This is a genomic window from Aquabacterium commune (assembly GCF_004362855.1).
GTDB classification, from domain to species: Bacteria; Pseudomonadota; Gammaproteobacteria; order Burkholderiales; family Burkholderiaceae_C; genus Aquabacterium; species Aquabacterium commune.
In genome coordinates this window covers 721274-746476 of record NZ_SNXW01000001.1, presented here as the reverse complement: position 1 = coordinate 746476, position 25203 = coordinate 721274, and the positions used below count along the sequence as shown (strand labels likewise).

Genomic DNA, 25203 nt, shown 5'->3' with positions numbered 1-25203 from the left:
GATGGGAACTTTGACTGTCCGCGCCGGTTCGTTTGCCCTCCAGCGACTCATGTGGCTCAGAGCAAACCTGCTGGGAATCTCATTGACCCTCGTGCTGGGTGTGCTGATTCCCTTGCTGGTGAATTTCTGGATGGTGAGCAGCCCCTTCACGGTGCTGATGGTGTTGCGCTTCATCGTTGTCGGCGTGGTGCTGTTGGCCGCTTTCCATTTCGTGAGCACCGATGCGCCGTGGTACGTGCGCGCCGTGATGAGCGTGATCCTGGGGCAGGCGATCCTCAACTACGGGTTCTCCAACATGGTGGTTGGTGCGGGCGGCGCCAAAGTCACGGTGGCCGAACTGTCGGTGTTCCTGGGGCTGCTTTTCCTGTTGCCCAAGACAATCCACGTGCTCAAAAAGATACCGGCCTTCTGGGTCTGTTTGGTTGCCATGGCCGTGCCCATTGCGGTGCATCTGTATGGCGACATGCAGCGCCATGGCATGTCTGCGGTGCGCGACATCTTGTCTGTGGTTGATCTGATTTATTTCATGGGTGGCTTGGCGGTCACGGTGTATGGCCTGTCGCAAGGCAAGTGGGTGTCCTGGCGCAACCGGCTGTTGACCCTGTGGATCGTGATGGGTGTGGTTTATGGCCTGCTCAGTCCGATCTCGCCCTACATCCGTGCGCTGTCCCCGGGTTTTCAGAGTTACCAACAAACGGTGCCGGTTCTCGGCCACATGCTGACCGCAGCATTCAATTCGGCCGTTGCCGTTGCGGCCTGGTTCGCCTTGCCGCATCTCTTCCCCCAGCGTGCCTGGCTCAAGTACCCGTTTGTGGTGCTGCTCATGTTGAACGCATTGATCATGGTGGCCGTGTCGCAGTCTCGCAATTACTACGCCATTTTCCTTGGGCTGCCATTGGTGCTCGCGTACTTCGGCTACCGCAAGGCTTTCGTGTCCACGATGGTGGGGGTGGTGCTGTTGGTGGCTGGGCTGGGTGTGGTGGAGGTTTTCGGGATCAAGATCCCCGGGCGCATCAACGAGGTGACCTTGTCGGCCATGATCGATCGGGCCATGACGTTGTCAGGCAAGCATGGTGACGAGGCGGGTGCGCACGGCGTGAACCAGCGTCTCGATTGGTGGATGTCGTCTCTTGACAAGTGGAGCGCATCCCCTGAAACGATCCTGTTCGGCGTAGGCTACGGCCAGGCACTGACCAATTTCTCTTCACCTGGTGGCGATTACGGGGAAGGTGTGGCTGTTCGTGAACCTCACAACAGCGCTGTTTCAAGCTTGTCCCGAGGGGGGCTGGTGTACTTCTGCCTGTGGGCGTACATCGTGCTGATACCGTTTTTTGCAGCTGCGAGGGGGGCCAAGCGTGCGCCGGTCAGCGAATCCGACAACGGCCACTACAGAGGTGTGGCCACTTGGAGCGTCATCTTGATGGGCATGTACCTGCTGACCAGCCTCTCGGAGCCCATTTTCGAAACGCCCTCGATTGCATCGATGTACTACTTCGTGGCTGGCATGGCCCTGGTGGAGTTCATGGTGGTGACTGGCAAGTTGACGGTGCCTTTGCAGCCGCTTGCTCAGCGGAGGAGGGTATGAAACTCCTGTTTGACGCCAGTGAGTTGACCCCGGTTTCCGCCAAGAGCGTGGGCATTTACCGTTATGCCTTGGGTCTTTTCTCTGAGCTGGTGAGGCGGTGTGGTCCCGACGATCACGTGGTGTTGGTCTGCAACGGCGACAACCTGGCTGATTTCCAGAGGCGGGTGGTGCCTGGGCAGGGCTCCGTGGTGTGCATTCAGCCGCGCATGCCAGGGCACATCTGGCGTCAGTGGTGGATGAGGCTGGGCGCAGCGCTGTGCCTGCGTCGCATGGGTGCCGATGTCTATCTGTCTCCCAAAGGCTTCATCCCCAGGAGCACGGCATGGCCACGCGGGGTGGCGCGAGTCGCTGTGATCCACGATCTCATTCCTTTCTGGTATTTCAAACAGTGGCCCGGGTACTTCGGTCGCCTGGAAAGCTGGCTGGTGTCAGGTGCGTTTGAGCACGCTTTCCGGCGTGCCGACCGCCTGATCGCCATTTCCGAAGAGACCGGCCGTGCACTGGCTGAGCACGGTGTTCCGTCTCGACGCGTGAGCGTGGTGCTCAATGGCGTTGACGCTGCCGAGGCGGTGGAGGCCGTGCGTTCAGACTTGCCCGCGGGCGTTGAGGGGCGCTTCATTTTTGCCATGGCATCAGGGCTGCCGCACAAAAATCAGCAAGGTGTGCTCGCGGCTTATGCGGCTTATTGCCGGTTGGCGGGTGCCCGTGCCTTGCCATTGGTTCTGTGCGGCGCCAGTGATGTCCGCCAGAGCGGTGTGCTGCCGGTGGGCCGGGTGTCTGAGAAAGCATTGCTGGCCTTGTACCGGCACGCAGACCTCTTTGTGTTCCTTTCCTTGATGGAAGGATTCGGCTACCCGCCCATTGAGGCATTGCGTGTGGGTACACAGGTTCTTTGCTCAAACCTCGGTGTGTTGAAGGAGGTCACGGGAGGTTTGGCGCACCATGTCGCGCCCCAATCCTCTGACGAGGTTGGGCAATCCATGCATCGCCTTTGCGATGCTCCTTGGACGCTTTCGCAGCGCGAGGCATTGAGTTCGCAAGCGCACCATCGCATCACATCGGACCTGTCTTGGGAGCGCTGTGCCGATGGCGTGTGGCAGGCTCTGCGGCAGGGTGTGGCAGCGACCAAGGCAACCATGCAGGGGCGGTCATGAAGCATTCGAAGACGGCATTGATGAGTTGGCAGGCCTTGCAGCACCGGCGCTGGTTGGCCGGTTTCATTTTTTTCTTTTCTCAATGGATGGCCGTGGCCTGCTGGTTCATGCTGCCGCATCAGTACTTGTCGCAAGCGGTGGTGCTGCTGGATCCAGGGCCATCGCCCACACGCCTGGTGGCGAACGATGAGCGTGCCAATGTCCTGGCCGCCAAAGTGAGCTTGCTGACCAGCAGCCTGGTTGCCGAGGAGGTGATCAGGACCACTGGGCTGGACCGCAGCGATGTGATGCGGGAGAACTGGGAGACCGGTGCGCCAGCGGGAATGTCTTATGAGCAGTGGCTTCAGAGCGTTGTGATGGCCGGGATCGTCCCGGATGGCTCTCGGGGCTCCATGGTTTTGAAGATTGGGTATGCAGCCACAACGCCTGAGCCAGCGAAGGCCCTGGCGAATGCCTACGCCGATGCTTTGATCCGCGTTTCCGATCTCTTGAACAAGGGGTCCGACCGTTTTGCCGATCAGGCTTTTGCGTCGGCACAGGCCAGATCGCGCGTGGAACTGAAGGCAGCTCAAGAGGCGCTGAGGCAGCGTGGCAGCGCAGAGTTGTTGGGTGAGGGCTTGACCGATCCAGGCATCAGGGCCTTCCTCAGTGGCAGTCGGCAAACATCGGCCTTCGTCCGCTCGCACCTGGAGGGCCAGGCGCAGCAACGGGTGCTTGATCAAGGGCGTGATCCTGGCAGTTTGCTGGACGATGGTTTTCTCAACACCCAACGTCAGAAATTGACCGTGCTGACGGGGCAGCGTGCCGAGGCCAAGAGCAACATGGGCGATGGTCATCCCGTGGTCAAGGCGCTGGACGCCTCTATCCGAGCCGTAGAGGCGACCATTGAGGCGCATGAGAGAAAACGGAGGGCAGCGTCGGCGCTGGGCGTGCAGATTCGTGGCGATGTGGCCCGCTCGGTGAGTGGCAACGACATGGACACAAGATCGACACTGCTGGAGCGTGAACAACGTCGACTGTCCTACGAAGCATCTCGGCAAGGTGTCGAGAGCGCAGGCGAACGGTACGAGGAGGCGCTTACCAACGCAGAAATTGCAGTACTGAACCGGGAGGCACCTCGTGCCGATGTTCGGCTGATGAGCGCAGCGACCATGCCCACCGACAGCTGGTTCCCCAAGCTTGCCTATTACGTGCCTGTTTCATTGAGCCTGGGTCTGCTCTTGGCGTGGTTGGGCGCTGGTGTGATGGAGCGGGCAGACCGCAGGGTGCGAACGCTGGAAGATGTTTCGGAAGTCGTCGGATCCGGTCAAACGTGGTCGCTGCGTTGAGGGGTCAAGGTGTCTTGTGAACGGCGCCCAACATCATCGTGATGTTGTCCAGGCTGCGAGAGCCTTTGACCTCGAAGTTGATCAGCTGTGCAGAGGGCATGATGGCCAGCAGGATGATGCCGGCATGCCAAAGACGAGACGTGCGTGCAGCGTGGGCCGCTGCGGGCACACCTCGCTGGAGAAGGTCGAGTATCCAGGGCATGCTCAGCAAGCCAAAGACGCGGGTGAAATCGAGCGTCATGGCTGCCACCGCCATGCAGGCCAGCAGGACGATGGCGTCACGCCAGCCCGGCCGGCAAAAAGCGATCGCCGTGATCCAGAACCAGGACATGCTGCACGCCAGCATGGCGGGCCACACAGAGAGGTTGCCCAGAGGGATGGACCACCGGTCCTGAGTGGCATACGCAATGCGCCCCATCGGTGCCGCTTCCAGCACGACGTGGTGATACAACGCCATCAATCCGATGCCTGTCAACGCACCCACGAGTGTTCCGGGGCGGAGACGTCGTGACAGCAAGACATCCATCATCAGGATGAGCAATGCCAGTTCACGGTGGCAGAGCACCATGACCATTGCCAGTGCTGCGTGAATGACGGGCCTGTTCGTCAGGCGCATGAGCAACCATGCGGACAGCAGATACGTGTCGCTTTTACCAATCCATTGCAGCCACACCATGGGCAAGGGCGTGGCCATCAGCAAGAGCCATGCGATCCATGCCTCGTTTTCACCGTGTTCGCGCAAGAAGCTCTTGTGGAGCACCGAGGCGAGCAGCAGCAGGCCCAGGGCGCACAGCGCCGCGTAGGACAGAGAAGGGCTCAGCAAGGTGGAAACAAGGCGACCGAGGCCTGCAAGCCAAGGCGATGAATAAAGGTACTGCTTTTCCGGTGGCAGGGTCACTTGGCTCCAGGGGGCCAGCAGCAGCTTGAATTCGCGGAAATCCGTGAATGCGACGCCATGCAGGCACAGCCACGCCAGCAAGCACAGAATGACGAGGTGGTGCGTGTGGCGGCCAACGGGGTGGCGAGGCGGTGCAACCGAGTGAGCAGTGTTCATGGATTTTTCAATTTGCCATGGTCTGCTGCCACTCCCGACAATTCATTGCCAGTGGCTTGCAAGCCATCTGTGTGGCCTGTGATGGTGTTCTGCAGGTTCATCAACTTGTTGCGCTGGTAGCGCACGCCGATGTGCCCGCCCAAGGAGTTGCTGTCACCAAAAAGGGCCACGCCTGCGCCGTCGCAGGTGTTGCCGTTGACTTGCATGCCTTGCAAGTTGCCTTGATAACCCGCGTTCGCAATGCACACAGCACGAACCGGGCGCTTGCGTCCAGCGAGCTCGAACCGGATCACATTGTCGGCAATGACCACGGGTCGTTTGCGGAACGGTGAGGCGACGATGGCCGCGAAATCGATGGTGCTTTCCGTCAGTTTCTTGCGGATGAGGTTGCCTCTGATCGTCACCTGCTCATAGCCCCCCCATTCATCAGCGAACAGGGCGACCCGCGGCGCGTCCTCAATGGTGTTGCCCTCGATCAGAAGGCTGCCGCGAGTGACGCGATTCACGTCCTTGAGGATGGAGGCCCGCACAAGTTTGTTGCCCTTGATGAGCGCGTCCGGTGCATCGGCGATGACCAAGTTTGCATCCCACAAGGTGTTGTCCATGACCTGAGGACCATCGCCGCCGACCTCCAAGCCTGCCGACATGTCCGGACTGCCCTCGATGACGTTGCCTCTGATCACAGCCCCCAGCCCTGCGACAACCGACATCACGTAGGCCTTGCTGCTGTGCGCTGGATGCCACTTGCTGAATCGGTTGCGCTCCACCAGCAGACCGGGAAGGTTGTCTCCCTGGATTTCGATGCACATGGCGCGCAAACGTGATCCTGTGTTGTCACGGATCTGCGTGTTCGCAACCGAAAACAGATGGATGCCTTCGTGCATGTCCACAAAGCCATTGGCCTCAATCTGGCTTCGATGCACGTTGTGGCCGATGATCCCCGTGTCAACGATCTGCGTGAAGATGTTGTTGCGGATGATCAGGTGCGTTCCGCGATCCACGATGAAGACGCCGTGCCGTTCACCCCATCGGTTGTTGGCAGGGCTGTCGGCCTGGACGTTGCGTATGAGGTTGCCCTCGATGGCGTGACCATCTCCCTTGATGGCAATTCCTCTTCCATCCAGAACGAGGCTGCGTATGCGTGTGCCTTGCGCGCTCGTTGCGCTGATCATCATGCCGCCACGGCCCCTGTCCGCCCAGGTCAGCGTCGCGCCCTCGTCGGAGCACAAGGTGCTGCCGTCCAGAAGCTCCAGCGTCTGTTCAATGGTGTATTCGCCAGAGAGCCGGACCATGCCGCCAGGACCTGCCTTGCGAATGGCTTGCTGAATGTGATGACTGAGCTGGCCAGCAGGGCGTTGACTGGCCCCAGGGGGGCAACCTGAGAAAGCCGTGGGAGCGCCCACCTTGCCTGCGCCTTGCGCTTGCCCTGGCTGCGCCGCATTCGCAAAGCCCACAGCCAGCAGCAGCAGCGCAGCGCTCCGTCGCATGTCAGTGATCGACGACGATGCTGCCGACAATGCTGGTTTCAGACATTCGCAAGGCACCCACCACCGCTTGCAATTTGTTGACGCGGGTGATGTTCTGTCGAGCCAGAATCACCGCAGCCCCACATCTGGAGGCGATCACTGCACCGTCCATGCCGTGCGAAAGTGCGGGTGTGTCCACGATGACGTGGTCGAACTTGGTCAGCAACTCACGGACCAACAAGCCAAAAGCAGGGCGCTCGGCCAGTTCGAGCGGGTTGGGCGGTACCGTGCCAACGGGCATCACAAACAGGCTTGGCATCGACTTCACCGATTTGATGACGTTGTTGACAGCGCGCCCCGTGAGGATGCTGGACAGGCCCGCAGAAGCGTTGTTCAGCTTGAAGATTTCATGCAGACGCGGGTTGCGCATGTTGGCGTCGATCAGCAGCGTCCGTCCGGAAAGCTGTGAAAACGCTGCAGCCAGATTGGCCGCGAAATAGCTTTTGCCATCACCAGTGTCGGCACTCAGCACAGCGAGTGCCTTGCGAGGCGTGCTGCCGCTGTACATCTTCATGATGAGGTGGCTGCGGGTCGTGCGAAACGCCTCGGCCTGGGCTGAGAAAGGGCTCGTGGCGACCACCAGCTCTTTGCTGCAGGTGTCTTCTTTCTCGCCGCTGTAGGGGTAGTGGAACTGTTGCGCCAGCGCCCACATGACATCGTCGGCATTGGCCAGCCCCATGGCGACGGCGGCTTCGCCGAACCGAACCTTGTGTTCGCGCTGGTACTGGAGGATGGACTCGAGCTGATCCGGCGACAGGTTGTTGGCTTTGCTGATGATTTCGCCGATGCTGGACTCGCTGTGATCCATCTGCGCCGTGTCGGGGAAGGGGGCGTCGCCCGCAACGTAGCCCGAATTGAGAAACTTCTTGGCGTTGTCCATGGTTCAGCTCAGGCGACCGGGCGTTGGGGAACTGGCTGTTTCCAAGCCAGGATATGCATTGCGCTCAAGTGGGTAGAGAACGGCTTCGTCTCGACCATGCCACCAGCGCCTGCGGGTTTGGCGTGCTGACAGGTAGCCGATGACTGGGGTCTGCAGCAAGTTGACCATGTCGGAGGTGCTGCGCACAGTCCGATCTCCCAGCTCAATCAGAATTGTCACGAAAGCAGCCAGCACCGTGCCGAGCAGTGCGCCGATCACGGTGTTGACCCCGACGCGCGGCGCCGAGGGCGTCACGGGTTCGGTGGCGGTGCTCAAAACGACCACATTGTTCTGGTTATTGCTGCCTTCAAGGCTCATTTGACTTTGACGTGCCTGGATGGCGTCATATACACGCTGGGCTGCGCCCACCTCGCGCTCGATGACCATCAACTCGTTGCGGTCTTCCTTGAGCTTCAGCAGCTTGTCCCTCTGAGCGTCGAAGGCGGCCTGGATGGCGGCCAGACGCCCTTGGTTGATCTGGTCTGTTGCGCCCAGACTGCGGGTCACACGGGATGTTTCCTGACCCAGCTTGTCTTGGATCGAGGCGATGTTGGCTCGGGTCTCCAAGATGCTGGGATGGTTGTCGCCGTAGCGCTCCAGGGCTTCATCGAGTTTGGCCTGCTGGCGGGAAAGCTCGGTGCGCAGCGAAGTGACGAGGGAGTTCGACATGGCGTCAGGCGCGATGTCACCTGCACGCACTGCCTGGCGACTGCGGCTGCCGGAATCGGCGAGGAGTCCACGAAGGCTGGTCAGTTGGCTGGAGAGTTCGTTGAACTTGACCGTTTCAGCGTCCAGCCGCTCGTCGGTGACCAGGATGCCTTTGGCTTGTTGGGCCTCTGACAAACGTACCTGCGCCTTTTCGAGCTTCTGGCGAGCCAGGTTGGCGCGTTCCTCGAAAAATTCCGAGTATTGCCTTGCGGGATTCGTCTTGAACTGGACGGTGGAGTCGATGTACGCCTTGGCAAAACTGTTGGCCATGGCTTGCGCGAGCTTGGCGTCGGTGTGCGAGTAACTGATGTTGACGATGTTGGACTCCCGCGCAGCCTCCACCTTCAGATTTGCCAGGATGGCATCGGCGAGCCACGAGGCGTAATCGCCTTTGCGCCCTTGCTTGTCCCAATTGCGGCGGAAGCCGTCGTCGTCTGCCAATTTCAGGTTGGCGATGACCTTCTGCGCGACGTGTTGACTTTCGATGATGTCCACCTGGGTGGTCAGGAACGCTGCCGACGGCATCACGCCTGTTGCAGATGTTCCAGCCACAGGATCGACCTTGAGGTCAATCATGAGCGTGGCTTGTGCCGTGTACTTCTTCGGCCACACGAGGCTGCCGATCAAGGCCACCAGCGTGAGAACGGCAAAGATGCTGGTTGCCAGAACCCAGCGAGCGCGGATGACGCGAAGGAAGTCGGTAAAGCTCATGTTGTGCAGTGATTGCACCCCAGGCTGGTCAATCAGTCTGGGGTGGCTTAGCTTACTTCAGCCCGTTCAGGCCTTTGCTGAGGGTGTTTGCATCCAGCGCCGTGCTGGCACCTTCTGCAGGTGCCGACGGCGCGATGGGTGCCAGCGGCGAGACAGCGCTTGCACCAGCTTCGGCGCCCGAGGCTGCGCCCGAAGCGGCCTTCTCGGCGAACTTGCCGATGTACTCGATCTTGGCGGCGGCGCGCATGTCCTTCACCGTCTTTTGGGCGAATTCACGACGACGCTCAACGGTCAGGAATTGCTCGATGGCGGGCTTGGCCTGTTCGAAGGTCACGGGCTGGTCCTTGCTGGCGATCACGAGCAGGGCCTTGAAGCCGTCCTTGGCGGTCAGGAACAGGGACTCGCCGTTGGAGACCTTGGAGAGGGGCTCGATGATGGGCATCGGCAGGCCTTCGGCGCCCTGGGTCACCTGGTTGGTGGTGAACTTCAGGCCGGCAGCCTGTATGGCCTGGGCGTACTCGCTCGGGGTGCGCACGGTCTTGAGCTTTTCGATCAGCTCCTTGGACTGTGCGGGTGTGCAGGGCACCGTGAACTCTTGCAGGGCATAGACCTTGCGCTGCGAGAACAGGGCGGGCTTGGCGTCGAAGTACTTGCGGATTTCGTCGCCGGTGGGCGCGGTGGTGCCGGCGACCGAGGCCTTCTCGATGTAGGTGCGCGCCAGGATGTTGCGGCGGGTGGCTTCCAGGACGGCCAGCACTTGCGGGTCGCGGTCGAGCTTTTGCTCTTCGGCCTTGGCCACGGCGAGTTGCTGGTCGATCAGGCCTTCCAGGACCTGGCGACCGGCGGCGTCTGCCTGCTCGGGACGCAGGCCTTGCTGGCGCTCCAGCACCTGGTTGATCTGGTGGACGGTGATCTCGGAACCATCGACGCGGGCAGCTGCCTGGCTGGCCTTGCCCTCGGACTTGGACTTGTCGCCGCAACCGGCGGCCAGGGTGGCGGCCACGACCACTGGCAGCAGGGCCAGGAGGCGCAGGGCGCGGGGTTGGGCAAGGGCGTGCAGGCGGTGTTGCATGGTCGGGTTTGAGGAGGTTGGTCGGTGAGGATGCAAAGTTGCCGGGTTTATCGGCTTCTGTGCGAGATTCATGAAGCGGCCATGAAGTTCCCGCGGAACACACATGGACACTCAAACGAGTGTACGCAGCGCAGATGTCAGCTCATGCAACGTTGTCGTTCAGTGACATCGGCGCGCCAACCGGCTCCCTGCGGCCAGCACCCAGAGCAGCCCGGTGACCAGCGCGCCTGCCGCGCAGCCACTCAAATGGGCCCAAGGGGCCACGTTTATAGCCGACGAAGTGGACGCCACCAGCGCCTGACCCCAGGGGTTTTCCATGAGGATTTTCGCTGCCAGCGCTGACAACAAGGCGAGGCCACCCAGGCGGAGGCCCGTGACCGAGGGGGCCAATGGCGACAATGTGCGCGGCAAGGGGTGCAACAGGGTGCGCGGCATCGGCTGACGCGACGGTGCCATCGCGGCATGCAGTGCCAGCACGGTCACACCCGCGTGCAGCACGCCAGAGAGTCCGACGTAGCTGCCCAGGGACGGTTGCATCAGCATGCCCAGTTGGGTGAGCGGCCAGGCCAGCCACCCGGCCAGTGCCGCTGGGCGAGAGGGCCGCAGCAGCGTGCCGAGTGCGGCCATCAGGGCCAGGCCCGCGAGGTTGCGCAGCAGGTGCGGGGGGCTGCCGTGCAGCCAGGCTGTGGTCCACCAGACCCAGACGGGCTGTGCCAGGCCGGCGTCCGGACGCATCACCAGGGCCTGGGCCAGTGGCGGCCAGCCTGTGACGGCCATGTCCAGCGGCACGCTGCCCTGCGGCAGCCAGGTGCGCAGTGCGGCGTTGAGCAGCAAGGTGGGCAGGGCCAGCGCCAGGCACAGCGCCCACCACAGGCGAAGGCCTGAACGTTCAGTGCGCTGAATCACCGAAGACGGCCCGCCACAGCGTGCACACGGCGTCCCGATGGTGCAGCGCGGTTTGCAGGGCGTCACCCGACAGCACGGTGGGTGCTTCGTTGAGGCGCGCCCTGTGCTGGATGCGGCGCAGTTCGCGGTAGGCCTGGCCGGCGGCCTCGGCCACATCGGCAGGGATGAGGCCGGCCTGTGCGGCGCGCACCAGCAGGGCGATGTTGCCCAGGTTGTCCATCAGGGCGGGGTGGGCGTGGCTGTGGGCCAGCACCAGGAACTGCACAGCGAACTCGACGTCGATCATGCCGCCAGGGCTGTGCTTGATGTCGAAGTGCTCGGGAGGGCAGGGGTGGGCGTCGCGCAGGCGCTGGCGCATGGCGACCACTTCTTCGTGCAGCGCGGCCACGTCACGCCCTGAGGACAGCACGCCGCGGCGTGTGTTTTCGAAGCGCTCGGCCAGGCCCGCGTCGCCCGCGCACCAGCGTGCCCGCGTCAGGGCCTGGTGTTCCCAGGTCCAGGCGGTGTTGCTGCCGCGCTGGCGCTGGTAGTCGTCGAAGGCGTGGTACGAGGTCACCAGCAGGCCGGAGTTGCCGTTGGGGCGCAGCGCGGTGTCGATGTCGAAGAGCTCGCCGGCGGCGGTGCGCAGCGTCAGCCAGTTGATGAGCTTGCGCGCGAACAGCAGGTAGGCGTCGATGGGGCTGGGGGTGTCGGGGCCCGCGTCGGCCTGGCCGTCGGCGTCGAGGGCGTCTTGCTGGTCGTCAAAGACGAAGACGACGTCGAGGTCGCTGCCGTAGCCCAGCTCCTTGCCGCCCAGCTTGCCGTAGGCGATGACGGCGAAGTGCGGCTCGCGGCCCACCGCCCATTTGCCTTGTTTGCCGGGGCGCTGCTGCAGCTCGCGCCAGGACCAGCGCAACGTGGTTTCCAGCGTGGCATCGGCGAGGGCGGAGAGGTCGTCGGCGACCTGCTCGACGGTGAGCAGGCCTTCGATGTCGCGCACCAGGGTGCGGAAGATTTCGGCGTGGTGGGCGCGCCGCAGCGTGTCCATCAGGGCTTCTTCGTCGGCCTGGCCGGCGCGCGCCCAGGCGGTGTGGCGCTCGTTGAGTTCGCGCTGGTAGGCGGTGGCGTCGAAGCGTCCTTCGAGCAGGCGCGGGTCGGCGAGTTCGTCGATCACGCCCGGGTGGCGCAGCAGGTAGCGCATCGGCCACTTGGCCAGGCCGAGCAGGCGCAGCAGGCGGCGCAGCACTTCCTGGCGTTCGGCCAGCAGCGAGAGGTAGCTGTCGCGGCGCAGCAGCGGGTTGAGCCAGTCGATGAAGTGGCGCACGGCGTCCAAGCCCAGGGGCTCGGTGGCGTCGCCATCGGCGTCTTCGGGGGTGCTCAGGGCCAGCTTGGTGGCGCGGCCGATCAGCTTGGCCAGGCGCAGCTTGGCGGTGTCAGAGAGCATGGCCACTTTGGGCTGGCGGGCGAACTCGGTGACGTGCGGGGCCAGCTCGGCGGGCAGGCGCGCGGCGAAATCTTCGTGGTCCACCGGCAGGGCGGGGCCATTGCAGCCTTTGCAACCGCCGTTGCTGCCACTGCCGCCTTCGCGGCCGTCGTGCAGCAGGGCGTCGAATTCCATGGCGACGAATTCGCGCACCTCGCACAGGGTGTGCAGCAGCTGGCAGGCGGCGGTCAGGCAGTCGCCGTGTCCGGCGGTCGAGGCGGCTTGGGCTTCGTGGGTGCCACCTTGCTGCAGGCCCAGGCTGCGCGCGATCCAGTCCACGTCGGCGTCCTGCGTGGGCACCATGTGGGTTTGCTGGTCGTCGAGGAACTGGATGCGGTGCTCCACGCGGCGCAGGAAGATGTAGCACTCGGCCAGGCGCGTGGCCGTGGCCTCGGGGATGAGGCCGCGCGCCACCAGCCGGGGCAGGGCCTTGAGCGTGGAACGGGTTCGGATCTCGGGGAATTGCCCGCCCCGCACCACCTGCAGCAGCTGCACGGTGAACTCGATTTCGCGGATGCCACCGCGCGAGAGCTTGACGTCGTTGGCGCGGTCGGCGCGACCGGCGGCGCGGCGCGTGGCCTCGTCGCGGATCTTGCGGTGCAGCTGGCGCAGGCCTTCGAAGACGCCGTAGTCGAGGTAGCGGCGATAGACGAAGGGCATGACCAGGTCGCGCAGGGCCAGGGCGCGGGCGTGGTGCGCGCCACCCGGCATGCAGTGGCGCGGCGCGACGATGCGGCTCTTGAGCCAGGCGAAGCGCTCCCATTCGCGGCCTTGCACGAGGAAATACTCTTCCAGCATGCCCATGCTGACCACCGGCGGGCCGGAGTTGCCGTTGGGCCGCAGCGCCAGGTCCACGCGGAAGACGAAGCCGTCCTCGGTGGTGTCGGCGATCAGGGTGCTGAGCTTGCGCGCCACCAGGGCGAAGTACTCGTGCGCCGTCACCTGGGTGTGGGGCTGGCCGTTGACGCCGGCGGTGAGGCCGTCTTCCTCATAGACGTAGATGAGGTCGATGTCGGACGAGACGTTGAGCTCGCGTCCGCCCAGCTTGCCCATGCCGATGACCCAGAAGTCGATGCGCTGGCCCTGTTCGTTCAGCGGGGCGCCGTGCTTGAGGTCGAGCTCGGCCTTGGCGGCGGCGAGGGCGTGGTCGAGCGTGACTTCGGCCAGTTCGGTCATCACCGTGGTGACGTCCTGCATGGGCGCGGATTGCTCGACGTCGAGCACGGCCAGGCGTTCCATGACGAGCTGGCGGGCCACGCGCAGGGCGCTGGTCAGGTCGCGGCCCCCGGTTTGCAGGCGGGCGATCAGGGCGGCGATGTCGGCGCTGCGCGGCAGACCAGGCGTGGCCACAGCGAAATCGGCGAGCTCGCTCTCGTAGCGGCGACGGATGCGCTGGACGTAGCGGGAGTGCGCCGCTGTGACGGTGGACGGGTGTGCGCGGGAAGCGGCGTCGGGGAGGGAATCCATCATGCGTTCAGAAGGTGCGACGGCAGGTCTGTGCTAGGGTTCGCGCTGGTCAAACCCCGCTGCCTGCGAGCCCATGGGCCAATCCCATGCGCCGATGTTAGTGCACCACCTGGTGCCTGCGAGTCGGGGAATAGACGGACGCCACCGCATTTCATGTCAGACAAGTTTTCTTCTCCCGGCGACGGGGCCGCATCGCCAAGCCCGTCGGCCACGCCGCGCCAACCTTCCGCGCGGTGGCTGGGCCGGGCAGGCAGCGGCCTGTTCAAGGCGGTGGCCTGGGGCTTGGGCGGGCTGGTCATGCTCATGGTGGTGGCCTGGGCTGTCCTGTTGTGGGCGATTCTGCCGCGTGTGGATGGCTGGCGTGCTGACTTGGCGCAGCAAGCCACAAAGGCATTGGGGCTGAAGGTCGAGATCGGCCAGGTGCGGGGCCGCGCCGATGGGATCTGGCCCACCCTGGCCTTGCAAGACGTGCGCCTGCTCGACGCCGATGGGCGTGTGGCGCTCAGCCTGCCCGAGGTGGATGCGCGCCTGTCGTTGACCACCCTGAGCCCGCAGGCCTTGCTCGATGGCGAGTTGCGCCTGGACCGCCTGACCCTGGTGCGCCCCGCGTTGGACATCCGCCGCGATGCGGCCGGTGACATCCACATCGCCGGGCTGAAATTGCCGGCGGCCTCGGCGACATCGGCCGACAGCGGCGGTGGGCTGGACTGGGTGCTGTCGCAGTCGCGCATCGAGATCCGCCAGGGCACCGTGCGCTGGAGCGACGACTGGATGCGCGCGCCGACCCTGGCCTTGCGCGATGTGGACGTGAAGCTGCGCAGCCGGCCCAGCCTGCGCGGGCGCGTGCACGAACTGGACGTGGCCGCCACGCCGCCGGAGGCTTTTGGCCAGCGCTTCGAGCTGCACGGGGCGGTGTCCCAGCCGCTGTGGCTGGTGGGGCGTGCTCCGGCCGAGCCGCAGGCCTTGGCGATGGCCGCCGCCGCACCGGTGGCCTGGCTGGAGCATGCGCTGGACCGCGCCGTGTTCTGGGCGCGGCACTGGGGCGTGGACAGCACCCGCCCGTCCGACTGGCAGACCTGGTCGGGCCAGGTGGCCGCGACCTTCCCGAGGGTGGATGTGCAGCGCCTGCGCCAGCACGTGCGCCTGCCCATCGAGGTGGACAGCGGCCACGGCGCCTTGAGCGCTTCGCTGGCCCTGCGCAGCGGCCGCATCGACAGCGTGCGCCTGCAAACCGACCTGCAGGCCGTGCGCCTGCGCCTGGCGCCCGATGTGCAGCCGCTGGCGTTCCGGCGCCTCAGCGGTGAGGTGTCGGCCGCCAACGAGGACCGCAAGGCCAGCCTGTCCTACACGCGCCTGGCCTTCACGCTGGACGACGGCGTGAGCTGGCCGGCCAGCAGCGGCAGCCTGTCCTGGCAGCACCCGCCGTGGCCGCAGGGCTGGCCCGCGGGCACCTGGTCGGACACCCTGGCCGGCAGCCTGCGCGCCGACCGCCTGGACCTCGCCTTGCTGGCCGCCCTGGCCGATCGCCTGCCCCTGGCGGCACAGGCCCGCGCGCGCCTGGCCGAGCTCTCACCGCACGGCGTGGTCGAAGGGCTGTCCTGGCAGTGGGATGGCCCGGCGGGCGCGCCCACGGCCTACAAGCTGGCAGGCCGCGTCAAGGGGCTGAGCCTGGCCGAATCGCCCGCCGAAGGCCGGCCGGGCCTGTCGGGGGCCGATGTCACCATCAGCGCCAACGAGGCCGGTGGCAAGGCCGAGTTGCAGATCCAGCGCGGCTGGTTGGCCCTGCCTGGCGTGTTCGAGGTGCCCCGCCTGGAGCTGGACGAACTGGCCGCCAAGGTGAACTGGACGGTGCAGCCGGGCCGCCAGCCGGGCGAGCCCTCGCAGTGGAAGGTGGATGTCAAACAAGCCCGTTTTGCCAATGCAGATGTGGCGGGTCAGCTGGAAGCGACCTGGCGCACCGGCACGGCCCCGGTGGCGCGCCTGCCCGGCATGCTCACGCTCAAAGGTGGCTTCAAGCGGGTGGAGGCCTCGCGCGTGTGGCGCTACCTGCCCTTGATGATCGGAGCGCCAGCCCGCGAGTACGTGCGCCTGGCCATCCAGGGCGGGCGTTCCGAGGGCGCCACCTTCGAGGCCGAGGGCGAGCTCGCCGAATTCCCCTTCAAGGACGACAAGGGCGGCCGCTTCCGCGTGAAGGTGCCGCTGCGCGACGTCGCCCTGGACTACGCCCCGGCCGGCCTCATGGGCAGCGACAACGCCCAGCTGCGTTGGCCGCCTTTCACCGCGCTCGATGGCGACCTGGTGTTCGAAGGACAGCGCCTGCTCATCCACCGGGGCCGCGCCCGCCTGGGCACGGTGGCCAGCGGCAAGTTCGAGCTGGTCAACGTCGAAGGCCGCATCGACGACCTGGGCGACCCAGACCCGCTGCTCAAAATCAGTGGCCAGGGCGAGGGCCCTTTGCAGGACGTGTTGAGTTACCTGTCCGCCTCGCCCTTGTCCAGCCGCCTGGGCAGCGTCCTGACCAAGGCGCAGGGCCAGGGCCGTGGTGCGATGCAGTTGGCGCTGGAGATCCCGCTCAACCGCAGCGCCGAGACCCGCCTCAAAGGCGAGGTCAACCTCAAGGACAAGGACCGCGCCACGCTCAAGCTGGGCGCCACCATCCCGCCCATGACGGCGGTGCGCGGCCGCATCACCTTCACCGAGAGCCTGCTCAATGTGTCGGCACGCACCAAGGTGTGGGGCCAGGAGATGGCCGTCGAAGGCCAGCGCAATGCCGAGGGGCTGCTGCGCTTCAGTGCGCAAGGCAGCATCACCGCCGAAGCGCTGCGCCAGGCCGAGGAATACCCCTTCGTCGCCCGCCTGGCGCCGCGCCTGAGCGGCGAGGCGCCGGTGACGGTGTCCGTGAGCGCGGGCGGCAAGCAGCCCAATGGCCAGCCGGCGCGCACCGAGGTCACCGTGGTGTCCAACCTGCGCGGGGTGGCCGCGGCGCTGCCCGTGCCGTTGAACAAACCGGCGCAGGCCAACTGGCCGTTCAAGCTCACCTACCGCCTGGAAGACGACGAGGGCCACAGCGATGCCGTGCTGGTGGACCTGGGCAACCCCCAGGTCGCGCAGATGACGTCGAGCACCTTGCCCTGGTTGCGCGTGGACCTGCGCCGCGACACCCGCACCGAGGCCTCCCGCCTGCAGCGCGGCGTGGTCAGCCTCGTGCAGCCCGGGCTGGGCGGCGCCACGGCCTTGCAGCCCTTGCCGGCCAAAGGCATGGCGGTGCAGGTGGCCAGTGGACCTCTGGACGTCGATGCCTGGCGCGAGGCCCTGACCGCGGTGTTCGACCTGGCGCCATCGCCCGCTGCGCGCACCGCGAAGGCCGCCGCCTTGCGCGCCAACCCCGCCGCAGTGGCCGACACCAGCGCCGATGACAGCTACGTGCCCGACACCATCGCCATCAGCAGCTCGGCGCTGAACTGGCGCCAGCGCACCCTCAAGGACATCTCGCTGACCGTGGCCCACCCGGGGCCGGGCATCTGGCGCGCCCAGGTCGAGTCGCCCCAGTTGGCCGGGCAGGTCGAGTGGTTGCCCGACCGCACGCCCGTGGCCGGCGGTGGCGCGGCCAGCCGCCTGGTCGCACGCCTGTCGCGCCTGTCGGTGCCGCCCTCCGAAGCCCAGGCGCTGGCAGAGCAGGCGTCGGCGCAAATGATGGGCAGCGAGGCCACCACCCTGCCTGCGCTCGACATCGTCATCGACCGCTTCGAATGGCGTGGCCTGAACCTGGGGCGCATCGAGGTCGAGGCCGTCAACCGCCAGGTGCCCGTGGCCAACGGCCCGGCCTTGCCCGAGTGGCGCATGACCCGCCTGCGCCTGAGCAATGCCGATGCCCAGCTCGACGCCACCGGCAACTGGACGGCGCTCGGCGCCCAGGCGACGCCCAATGCCTCGGCGCAGAGCCCCGTGTCTGCCCAAGCCGCGGTGCCACGCAGCAAGCCGCGCTCGGCCTTCGCGTTCACGCTGGACCTGCACAACAGCGGCGCCCTGCTGGCCCGCCTGGGCATGCCGCAGGCCGTCAAGGGCGGCAAGGGCACGCTCACCGGGCAGATCAGCTGGTTGGGCTCGCCGCTGGACCTCGACATCCGCAGCATGGGTGGCGACGTCAAGGTGCTGATTAACGAGGGGCAGTTCCTCAAGGCCGACCCCGGCATGGCCAAGCTGCTGGGTGTGCTCAGCTTGCAGGCCCTGCCGCGCCGCCTGGTGCTGGATTTCCGCGACCTCTTCCAGCAAGGGTTCGCCTTCGACAGCATCGATGGCGACGTCAAGATCGCCCAGGGCGTGGCCACCACCCGCAACCTGCGCATGCGCGGCGTCCAGGCCATCGTGCTGATGGAGGGCCAGGCCGACCTGGTCAAGGAAACGCAGAACCTGCACGTCTTCGTGGTGCCCGAGATCAACGCCGGCACCGCCTCGCTGGCCTATGCCGCCATCAACCCCGTGGTCGGCTTGGGCACCTTCCTGGCGCAGATGCTGTTGCGCAAGCAGGTGTCGGAGGCCGCCACGCGCGAATTCTGGGTCACTGGCCCCTGGGCCGACCCGCAGGTGGCCAAGGGCGGTGGCCCGCGCCCGGACGCCAGCCCCGAGCCCGCGCAAGGGTCTTCGCCCTGACCGACAATGGGGCTTCCTGAACCGCTCTGCCGCCCCGCTGCCGCCTTGCCATGACGCTCACCCGCCGCCGCCTGCTCCAGTCCGCCCCCGCGCTGCCCGCTGCCATCGCCTGGGGCGGCTTGGGCGGCCTGGTCACGGCACCCGCCTGGCTGAGCGGCTGCGCTGACCAGGCCAGCAGCCAGTTGCCCGATCTGCCTTTCACCCAGCTCGATGGCAGCGCGCACCGCACCACGGAGTTCAAGGGCCGGGTCGCCATCGTCAACTTCTGGGCCACCAGCTGCACCACCTGCGTCAAAGAGATGCCCCAGATGGTCGCGACCCACCGCCGCTTCGCGGCCCAGGGCCTCGAATTCCTCGCGGTGGCCATGTCCTACGACCCGCCGGCCTACGTCATGCAGTTCGCCCAGACGCGCCAGCTGCCCTTCCGCGTGGCCATCGACCACGACGGCGGCATCGCCAAGGGCTTTGGCGACGTGCAGCTCACGCCCACGACCTTCGTCATCGACCGACAGGGCCGGATCGCCAAGCGCTACGTCGGCGAGCCCGACTTCGAGGCCCTCCACGCGTTGCTGGCGAAGTTGCTGGCGGCGCCGGCCTCGGCCTGAGCGCCTGGATCACCGTGCCCACGCCCCCGATCCCCCCGATCCGGCCCCGCCGCTGGCTGGTGCTGTGCGCCGTCGGGCTCTCGGCCTGCGCTCCGGCCCTGAACTGGCGCGAGGTGCGCCCGGCCGGCGCCGAGGGCCTGCTCGCCACCTTCCCCTGCAAGCCGCAGGAAGCGCAGCGCCAGGTTCCGCTGCCCGGCCTGCCGGATGTCGTCACCGTCCACCTGCTGAGCTGCGAGGCCGACGGCAGCCGCTGGGCGCTGAGCCACCTGAGCGTGCCAGATGCCAGCCTGGTGCCCGTCGCCCTGCGCGCGCTGGCCGCGGCCACCCGGGGCAACCTGGAGGCGGCCTCGCGCGAGGCCGCCAGGCAAGCCCAGGCCGCCTCGGCCCAAGCAGGCTCAGAGCCCCTGGCCCAGCCGGCCGTGCGTGCCAGCGAGCTGCCGCCCGCCGCCGTGCCCCGCATGACGCCCCAATCGGACTCCCGCACCTGGCGTTTCGAAGCTCGCCGCCCAGGGGAAGGCGGTGGCGCGAGCGTGCCCCTGACCGTCACGGCGTCGCATTTTTCCCACGGACTCACGGTCTTCCAGGCCTCGGTCTGGCAGCCGGGCGAGGCCGCGAGTGCGCATTCCGGGCGGGAAGGGGTCACCACCTTCCTGCGGGGCTTCCACTTTCCTGGCTGAGGCGCCGATAATCGCGCACCTATGTCCGGCCTCATCATCATCGCGCACGCGCCGCTGGCCTCCGCCCTGAAAATGGCCGCCCAGCATTGCTTCCCCGAGGCCGCCGCCAGCCTGCAGGCGCTGGACGTGCACGCCCAGCAGACGCCCGAAGAGCTGGAGGCCCAGGCCCGCATCATGTTGGAGACCGCCCGCAGCGGTGACAGCCGCGGCGAGGTGCTCATCCTCACCGACGTGTTTGGCGCCACCCCTTGCAACACCGTGCAGCGCCTGGCCGATGGCGTGCACGCCAAGGTGGTCACCGGCGTCAACCTGCCCATGCTGTGGCGCGCGCTGAACTATTCTTCCGAAACGCTGGACATCCTCATCACCCGGGCGGTGGCAGGTGGCGTCCAGGGCGTCATGCAGATCGCCACCAGCCGGCCCCAGAACCAGGCCAGTCAGCCCACCCATGATCAAGACCACCGTCACCATCAGCAATAAGCTGGGCCTGCACGCCCGTGCCTCGGCCAAGCTCACCAAACTCGCCAGCAGCTATCCCTGCCAGGTGCACATGAGCCGCAATGACCGCCGCGTCAATGCCAAAAGCATCATGGGCGTGATGATGCTGGCCGCCGGCCTGGGCAGCAGCGTCGAGCTGGAGTGCGAGGGCGAGCGCGAAGACGACGCCATGAAGGCCTTGATCGCCCTCATCAACGACAAGTTCGGCGAAGGCGAGTGAGCCCGATCTCGGGCAACCACCCCCTTCATTCAGGCGTGAAACGCGGTCATCTTCCGCAAAAAGTGCCGCGTTTGTCGTGAACAGGCCACAGCGCGCCGCCACGGTCTGCGCGAAATTGGCACAGTCTGACCCCAAGGTTGCCGGACACGATGCGCGATGAGCGTTGGATGTGCATCAAGGTGGCCGCCACGCATTCAGGAGTCCAAGATGGTTCACCCGCGCCTTTCCTCGCATCCGTCCCTGCGCCTCAGCGCCCCCGGCCTCGCCTCGGTGATCGCCCTGCCCCTGACATTTGCCCTGGCCCTGGCCAGCGCGCAGGTGGGTGCGGCTGAAAACGGCCTGCAGCGCTATTCCCCTGGCGTGGGCGGCAGCGACATGACCGCGCCCCTGGTGCCTGGCTGGTACGTGCAGGTGCCGCTGGTGGCTTACCACGCCAGCAAAATCAAGGGCAACGACGGCAAGCAGGCCACCAGCGCCACGCCAGTCGATGCGCAAGGCCCCGTGCCGGCGCAGCCGGGTTTGCGCTCGAACATCGACATCGCTGCCGACACCTACGCGCTCCTGCCGCGCCTCACCTACCTGAGCGCGCACCGCCTGCTGGGGGCCAATGTCGGCTTCACGGTGATGCTGCCGGTGATGAACCGCCGAGCCAACTTCACGGCTGCGCCAAATTACGCCGGCACGCCTTACGCGGGTTCTGCCGCAGGCTTCCAGCCCCTGGTCACCGCCGGCATCAACGCCCGTGTCGATGCCACCCAGGACGGCGACCAGACCGGCCTCGGCGACCTCGAAATCTCGCCCGTGCTGCACTGGGAAATCGGCGACCACCAGGCCGTCACCTTCGCGCCCACGGTCGTGTTGCCCACCGGCAATTACAACGTCAGCCGCCGCGTGAACACCGGCTACGGCAACTTCTACACCTTCCGTCCCTCGGTGCAGTACAGCTTCGTGGGCGATGGCTGGGACGTGGGCGCCCGCACGGTGTTGTCCTTCAACACCCGCAACAAGGACAACGGCTACTACTCGGGCAACATGTTCAACCTCGACTGGCAGGCCATGGCCTTTGTCAGCGACAACTGGCGTGTGGGCCTGCAAGGCTACTTCGTGCGCCAGCTCTCGCGCGACACCCAGGACCTGAGCGGCTTCACCGGCACCGAGATCGCGCAGCGCAACCTGCGCAAGGAAATCACCTCGGGCAACAAGAGCAGCGTGAACGCCATCGGCCCGGCCGTGGGCTGGCTGATGAACGGCGGTGAGATGATGGTCGAGGGCAAGTTCCTGCGCGAGTTCGGCGCCCGCAACCGCACCGAGGGTCAGGCCTTCTGGCTGACCGTGTCCAAGCCCCTGTGATGTCGCCTTGATGGTGGCAGGAGGTTGGAAGATGTTGGATCCATCCGAGCAAGACCCTTTGAATGTGACGTTGACCCCACCCAGTGTCAGCCGACGCGATCTGCTGGGCGCGGCGGCCACTTCGGCGCTGTTGCCCTGGGCGTCGAGTGTTCAGGCTGCGCCGCCCGCGGTGGAGCTCGAAGGTGTGGAGCTGCCCGAGACCACGACGGCCTACGGCCAGAAGCTGGTGCTCAATGGCGCCGGCGTGCGCAAGCGCGGCTACTTCAAGGCCGACGTCACGGCCCTGTACCTGCCCGAGAAGCGCACCACGCCGGACGCCATCTACAAGCTCAACGGCATCCGCCGCATCCAGCTCAACATCCTGCGCGAGTTCACCTCGTCCACCATCACGCGGATCTTCCTGGCGGACTTCAAGCAGTCGGCCACCGAGGAAGAGTTCAAGCGCCTGATCGGCCCCATCGGCCAGATCGGCGCGGCTTATGCCAACGTCAAGCGCGTCAGCAAGGGCGACGTCGTCAACCTCGACTGGGTGCCCGGCGTGGGCTGGATGGCCACGCACAACGGCAAGTCCCTCACGGGCGATGGTGGCAACACGCTGTCCATCAACGATGAACTGGCTTTCCAGGTCTATTTGCGCATGTACATCGGGCAGAACGCGCCGGAAGACTTGCGCAACGGATTGCTGGGCCTGACCCGGCTGCCGCGCGCGGGCGACTGATCGGCTGCTGGAGTGGCCGCTTGAATGGCCTATCCGCCGATCAGGCCCGCGGGTAATGCGCTTCCAGCATCGGTGGCAAGGGCGCGTCCAGCAAGCGCGCGGTCAACCTGAGTGCGTCCGCGCTCGCGTCTGACAGCACCCCGTGCGGGCTGTGGTTGAAGGCTTCTTCCACCCAGGCCTTGAGCAGCTGCGGCCGCAGCATCCACGAGAGCTCCTGGATGGCCGACAGGGCGTGGGCCAGGGCGTCGGCGTCGGGCATCTGCTGGTCGGCCCCGGGCTGGTGCAGCGCGCCGCAGCGTTTCATCACGGCGGCGAACCAGGCGGTGTTCGCCGCAGGGAGTGTGGCCTCCGCCGAGTCGCACGGAACGAGCCGCGCCAGGTAGGCCGTCAGCGCGGCGGCGTGGTGGCGTTGCTCGGCGTTGAGCTCGCTGAGGGCCTCTCCCTGGTTCGCGATGGGCCGAAGGATCTGTCCCGGTGTGGGGCGGTGCTCGCCCACGCGGTGGCGCAGGGCCAGCCACCAGAGGCGGTCGCGCGGGCTGACCTTGCCATCGGCGCGCAGCAGGTCGCGGGCGTGCTCGACCAGGGTGCGGCGCTGTTCGATGGGCGCCTCGCGCACCTGGTCTGTCACGCGCTCGAACTCCGGCACGTGCCGCGCCGGCAGCAGCATGGCGACATCGGCCAGGATGCGCTCGCTCTGGTGGACGCCATCGGCCAGCTGGCGCCAGAGTTTGCACTCGCGGCCATTGTCGGGGTCCATCATCAGGGCCAGCACCAGCAGGCGCAATTCGGTCGGGCCTCCCAGCAGCCGCAGGCGCTCCAGGGCTTCGCGGTCGGCCGCGAGCTGCTGGCGGCGCAACTCGCCCGGGGAGAGGCTGGCCTGCGCGGCAAACGGCGTGGCGGCAGCGAGGGCGCCTTCGGGCACGGGCGATGTCACCACCACCCGGCGCGGCTCGGTGGCCTCCAGTCGGATCAGCGGCGCGGGCAGCGGCGGCAGGGCCGAGCCGCAGATGCGGCGGATGCGCTCCGGCAAGGGCGGGTGGGTGGCCAGCCAGGGGCTGCCGCCGGTGTTGTGCAGCAGCAGGGCCGAGACCATGTCGGCCGCCGGGTGGCGCATGCGGCCGGCCAGCACTTCCTGGTCGTACCAGACCTTGCGCAGCACACCGCCCAGGCCGTCGCGCGTGCGGGTGAACTGCACGGCACAGGCGTCGGCGAGGAATTCGCGTTGGCGCGTGACCGCGGCCTGCAGCAGGCGCCCGGCCAGCCAGCCCAGCCAGCCCACGCCGGCAAACACCACGCCGGCCAGCCAGCGCAGGGGGGTGACGTGGCCAGCGTCGTCGGTGTCCATCAGGCTCTGGCCCCAGCCGTGCACCAGCGACAGGCCCCACACCAGCGCCAGCATGCGCATGGTCAGGGGCAGGTCGTCTTCCTGCAGGTGGCCGAACTCGTGGGCGACCAGGCCTTGCAGCTCGGCGCGTTGCAGGCGTTCCAGTGCGCCGCGGGTCACGCACAGCACCGTGTCTTGCGGGCCCCAGCCGGCCACGAAGGCGTTGATGGCGTCTTCGCGGGGCAGCACGAAGACCTGGGGCACGGGCTGGCCGCTGGCGATCGCCATCTCGTCCACCACATTGAGCAGGCGCCGCGACAGCGCGTCACCCTCGTCCTGCACGGGCCGGCCGCCCAGCCAGCGCGCCACGCGCGGGCCACCACCAGACTTCAACCGCTGCGATTCGACCCAGCAGCCGCCCAGCACGAACAGCATCACCACCGCGGTGTTGGCCTCGAAAAACAAGGCCGGATAGCCATGGCCGAACGGCGTCAGCAGGCGCCAGGCCAGGGCCAGGAAGAGGTTGATGAAAGCGGTGAGGGCCAGCAGCAGCAGGGCAAAGCAGGCGAACAGGCGCACGGTGCGCGCCTGGGCTTGTTGCTGGTGCTCGCGGAACTGCATGGCGAGGAGGGCTCAGGGCTCAGAAGCTGACTTTGACCGGCTCGCGCTCGGCCTCGGACGAGGTCGCTTGCAGCATGGCGGCGCTCTTGAAGCCGAACAGGCCAGAGACGATGCGCGTGGGGAAGGCCTCGGCGGCGTTGTTGTAGAGCAGGGTGGCGTCGTTGAAGTACTGCCGTGAGAACGCCACCTTGTTTTCGGTGTGCGTGAGTTCTTCGGAGAGGTCGCGCATCTGCGCATCGGCCTTCAGCTCGGGGTAGGACTCGGCCACGACCTGGAAGCGGCCCAGCGCGCTGGCCAGGGAGGACTCGGCCATGGTCAGGCTCTTGATCGCGCCCGATTCCAGCGGCTTGCTGCGCGCCAGGTCGTTGGCGGCGATGGCCTGCGCGCGTGCGGCCGTGACGCGCTCCAGCGTGTCACGTTCGTGCTCCATGTACTTGCGTGCCACCTCCACGAGGTTGGGGATCAGGTCATGGCGGCGCTTGAGCTGCACGTCGATGAGGGCGAAGGCGTTGGCGATGTCGTTGCGCAGGCGCACGAGGCGGTTGTAGGCGCCGGTGGCCCAGACCACCGTGAAAGCGACGGCGCCCAGCAACAGCAGCATGGTGGTGTCCAAAGGTGTCTCCCGGAATTTCTTTGTGCAGATCAGGC

The 25203-nt window shown here is 66.3% G+C and carries 19 protein-coding genes; 10 read left to right on the top strand and 9 right to left on the bottom strand.

Annotated elements, in window-relative coordinates:
* The first annotated feature begins 1 nt into the window (after window position 1).
* From EV672_RS03340 to EV672_RS03330, 3 genes are read left to right on the top strand one after another with little or no spacing between them, the layout of a single operon-like run.
* Complete coding sequence (locus EV672_RS03340) at window positions 2–1585, top strand: O-antigen ligase family protein (protein ID WP_133606176.1); 1584 nt, start codon at window positions 2–4, stop codon at window positions 1583–1585.
* Window positions 1582–2739 carry a glycosyltransferase family 4 protein gene (locus EV672_RS03335; RefSeq protein ID WP_133606174.1) on the top strand — a complete coding sequence of 386 codons (1158 nt, stop codon included), beginning with the start codon at window positions 1582–1584 and terminating at the stop codon, window positions 2737–2739. Before EV672_RS03340 ends, EV672_RS03335 begins: the two co-directional genes overlap by 4 nt.
* Entirely contained in the window at window positions 2736–4067 is a 1332-nt protein-coding gene (locus tag EV672_RS03330) for a GumC domain-containing protein (protein WP_133606173.1), read from the top strand. Before EV672_RS03335 ends, EV672_RS03330 begins: the two co-directional genes overlap by 4 nt.
* A 4-nt stretch (window positions 4068–4071) precedes the next feature.
* Here the strand turns inward: EV672_RS03330 and EV672_RS18955 are convergent, their stop codons facing one another.
* The 7 genes from EV672_RS18955 to glnE all read right to left on the bottom strand — a co-directional run bounded on the left by EV672_RS18955 (window position 4072) and on the right by glnE (window position 13892).
* Window positions 4072–5121 carry a hypothetical protein gene (locus EV672_RS18955; protein WP_243738482.1) on the bottom strand — a complete coding sequence of 350 codons (1050 nt, stop codon included), beginning with the start codon at window positions 5119–5121 and terminating at the stop codon, window positions 4072–4074.
* Entirely contained in the window at window positions 5118–6413 is a 1296-nt protein-coding gene (locus tag EV672_RS03320) for a right-handed parallel beta-helix repeat-containing protein (protein WP_166643428.1), read from the bottom strand. Before EV672_RS03320 ends, EV672_RS18955 begins: the two co-directional genes overlap by 4 nt.
* 196 nt (window positions 6414–6609) lie before the next feature.
* On the bottom strand, window positions 6610–7527 hold the full coding sequence (locus tag EV672_RS03315) for a polysaccharide biosynthesis tyrosine autokinase (protein WP_133606167.1): 918 nt from the start codon (window positions 7525–7527) through the stop codon (window positions 6610–6612).
* 3 nt (window positions 7528–7530) lie between these two features.
* Window positions 7531–8985, bottom strand: coding sequence for a chain length determinant protein EpsF (epsF, locus tag EV672_RS03310; RefSeq protein WP_133606165.1), 1455 nt, complete (start codon window positions 8983–8985; stop codon window positions 7531–7533).
* A gap of 52 nt (window positions 8986–9037) precedes the next feature.
* Window positions 9038–10057, bottom strand: coding sequence for an EpsD family peptidyl-prolyl cis-trans isomerase (locus EV672_RS03305; RefSeq protein WP_166643427.1), 1020 nt, complete (start codon window positions 10055–10057; stop codon window positions 9038–9040).
* A 159-nt stretch (window positions 10058–10216) separates the two neighbouring features.
* A complete protein-coding gene (locus EV672_RS03300; RefSeq protein ID WP_133606161.1) occupies window positions 10217–10963 on the bottom strand; it encodes a rhomboid family protein in 747 nt (248 codons plus the stop codon).
* Entirely contained in the window at window positions 10947–13892 is a 2946-nt protein-coding gene (glnE, locus tag EV672_RS03295; RefSeq protein ID WP_133606507.1) for a bifunctional [glutamate--ammonia ligase]-adenylyl-L-tyrosine phosphorylase/[glutamate--ammonia-ligase] adenylyltransferase, read from the bottom strand. Before glnE ends, EV672_RS03300 begins: the two co-directional genes overlap by 17 nt.
* Before the next feature lie 153 nt (window positions 13893–14045).
* Between glnE and EV672_RS03290 the strand changes: the two genes are divergently transcribed.
* From EV672_RS03290 to EV672_RS03260, 7 genes are all read left to right on the top strand, one after another.
* Window positions 14046–18542 (top strand): YhdP family protein, encoded by a 4497-nt coding sequence (locus EV672_RS03290; protein WP_133606159.1) that lies wholly within the window; start codon window positions 14046–14048, stop codon window positions 18540–18542.
* 50 nt (window positions 18543–18592) lie between these two features.
* The gene (locus tag EV672_RS03285; protein ID WP_133606157.1) at window positions 18593–19147 is read left to right on the top strand and encodes a TlpA disulfide reductase family protein; all 555 of its coding nucleotides are present in this window, start codon (window positions 18593–18595) and stop codon (window positions 19145–19147) included.
* Between the two features lie 14 nt (window positions 19148–19161).
* The gene (locus EV672_RS03280) at window positions 19162–19824 is read left to right on the top strand and encodes a hypothetical protein (RefSeq protein ID WP_133606155.1); all 663 of its coding nucleotides are present in this window, start codon (window positions 19162–19164) and stop codon (window positions 19822–19824) included.
* Window positions 19825–19845: 21 nt separating this feature from the next.
* Window positions 19846–20304 (top strand): PTS sugar transporter subunit IIA, encoded by a 459-nt coding sequence (locus EV672_RS03275; protein WP_133606153.1) that lies wholly within the window; start codon window positions 19846–19848, stop codon window positions 20302–20304.
* A complete protein-coding gene (locus EV672_RS03270; protein ID WP_133606151.1) occupies window positions 20273–20542 on the top strand; it encodes an HPr family phosphocarrier protein in 270 nt (89 codons plus the stop codon). The genes EV672_RS03275 and EV672_RS03270 overlap by 32 nt, the downstream gene beginning before the upstream one ends.
* Window positions 20543–20749: 207 nt before the next feature.
* Entirely contained in the window at window positions 20750–21892 is a 1143-nt protein-coding gene (locus EV672_RS03265) for a SphA family protein (protein ID WP_166643426.1), read from the top strand.
* Window positions 21893–21923: 31 nt separating this feature from the next.
* On the top strand, window positions 21924–22610 hold the full coding sequence (locus EV672_RS03260) for a chalcone isomerase family protein (RefSeq protein ID WP_166643425.1): 687 nt from the start codon (window positions 21924–21926) through the stop codon (window positions 22608–22610).
* Between the two features lie 40 nt (window positions 22611–22650).
* Here the strand turns inward: EV672_RS03260 and EV672_RS18795 are convergent, their stop codons facing one another.
* Both EV672_RS18795 and EV672_RS03250 read right to left on the bottom strand, forming a co-directional pair.
* Window positions 22651–24555 (bottom strand): M48 family metalloprotease, encoded by a 1905-nt coding sequence (locus tag EV672_RS18795; protein ID WP_208110689.1) that lies wholly within the window; start codon window positions 24553–24555, stop codon window positions 22651–22653.
* A 19-nt stretch (window positions 24556–24574) separates the two neighbouring features.
* A complete protein-coding gene (locus tag EV672_RS03250; RefSeq protein WP_133606145.1) occupies window positions 24575–25156 on the bottom strand; it encodes a LemA family protein in 582 nt (193 codons plus the stop codon).
* Window positions 25157–25203 lie beyond the last annotated feature (47 nt).

Excerpts from the sequence above, each read along its gene's own strand:
- EV672_RS03340 (WP_133606176.1), top strand. The coding sequence starts at position 2 with ATGGGAACTTTGACTGTCCGCGCCGGTTCGTTTGCCCTCCAGCGACTC.
- EV672_RS03335 (WP_133606174.1), top strand. The coding sequence starts at position 1,582 with ATGAAACTCCTGTTTGACGCCAGTGAGTTGACCCCGGTTTCCGCCAAG.
- EV672_RS03330 (WP_133606173.1), top strand. The coding sequence starts at position 2,736 with ATGAAGCATTCGAAGACGGCATTGATGAGTTGGCAGGCCTTGCAGCAC.
- EV672_RS18955 (WP_243738482.1), bottom strand. The coding sequence starts at position 5,121 with ATGAACACTGCTCACTCGGTTGCACCGCCTCGCCACCCCGTTGGCCGC.
- EV672_RS03320 (WP_166643428.1), bottom strand. The coding sequence starts at position 6,413 with ATGGTCCGGCTCTCTGGCGAATACACCATTGAACAGACGCTGGAGCTT.
- EV672_RS03315 (WP_133606167.1), bottom strand. The coding sequence starts at position 7,527 with ATGGACAACGCCAAGAAGTTTCTCAATTCGGGCTACGTTGCGGGCGAC.
- epsF (WP_133606165.1), bottom strand. The coding sequence starts at position 8,985 with ATGAGCTTTACCGACTTCCTTCGCGTCATCCGCGCTCGCTGGGTTCTG.
- EV672_RS03305 (WP_166643427.1), bottom strand. The coding sequence starts at position 10,057 with ATGCAACACCGCCTGCACGCCCTTGCCCAACCCCGCGCCCTGCGCCTC.
- glnE (WP_133606507.1), bottom strand. The coding sequence starts at position 13,892 with ATGGATTCCCTCCCCGACGCCGCTTCCCGCGCACACCCGTCCACCGTC.
- EV672_RS03290 (WP_133606159.1), top strand. The coding sequence starts at position 14,046 with ATGTCAGACAAGTTTTCTTCTCCCGGCGACGGGGCCGCATCGCCAAGC.
- EV672_RS03285 (WP_133606157.1), top strand. The coding sequence starts at position 18,593 with ATGACGCTCACCCGCCGCCGCCTGCTCCAGTCCGCCCCCGCGCTGCCC.
- EV672_RS03275 (WP_133606153.1), top strand. The coding sequence starts at position 19,846 with ATGTCCGGCCTCATCATCATCGCGCACGCGCCGCTGGCCTCCGCCCTG.
- EV672_RS03270 (WP_133606151.1), top strand. The coding sequence starts at position 20,273 with ATGATCAAGACCACCGTCACCATCAGCAATAAGCTGGGCCTGCACGCC.
- EV672_RS03265 (WP_166643426.1), top strand. The coding sequence starts at position 20,750 with ATGGTTCACCCGCGCCTTTCCTCGCATCCGTCCCTGCGCCTCAGCGCC.
- EV672_RS03260 (WP_166643425.1), top strand. The coding sequence starts at position 21,924 with ATGTTGGATCCATCCGAGCAAGACCCTTTGAATGTGACGTTGACCCCA.
- EV672_RS18795 (WP_208110689.1), bottom strand. The coding sequence starts at position 24,555 with ATGCAGTTCCGCGAGCACCAGCAACAAGCCCAGGCGCGCACCGTGCGC.
- EV672_RS03250 (WP_133606145.1), bottom strand. The coding sequence starts at position 25,156 with ATGCTGCTGTTGCTGGGCGCCGTCGCTTTCACGGTGGTCTGGGCCACC.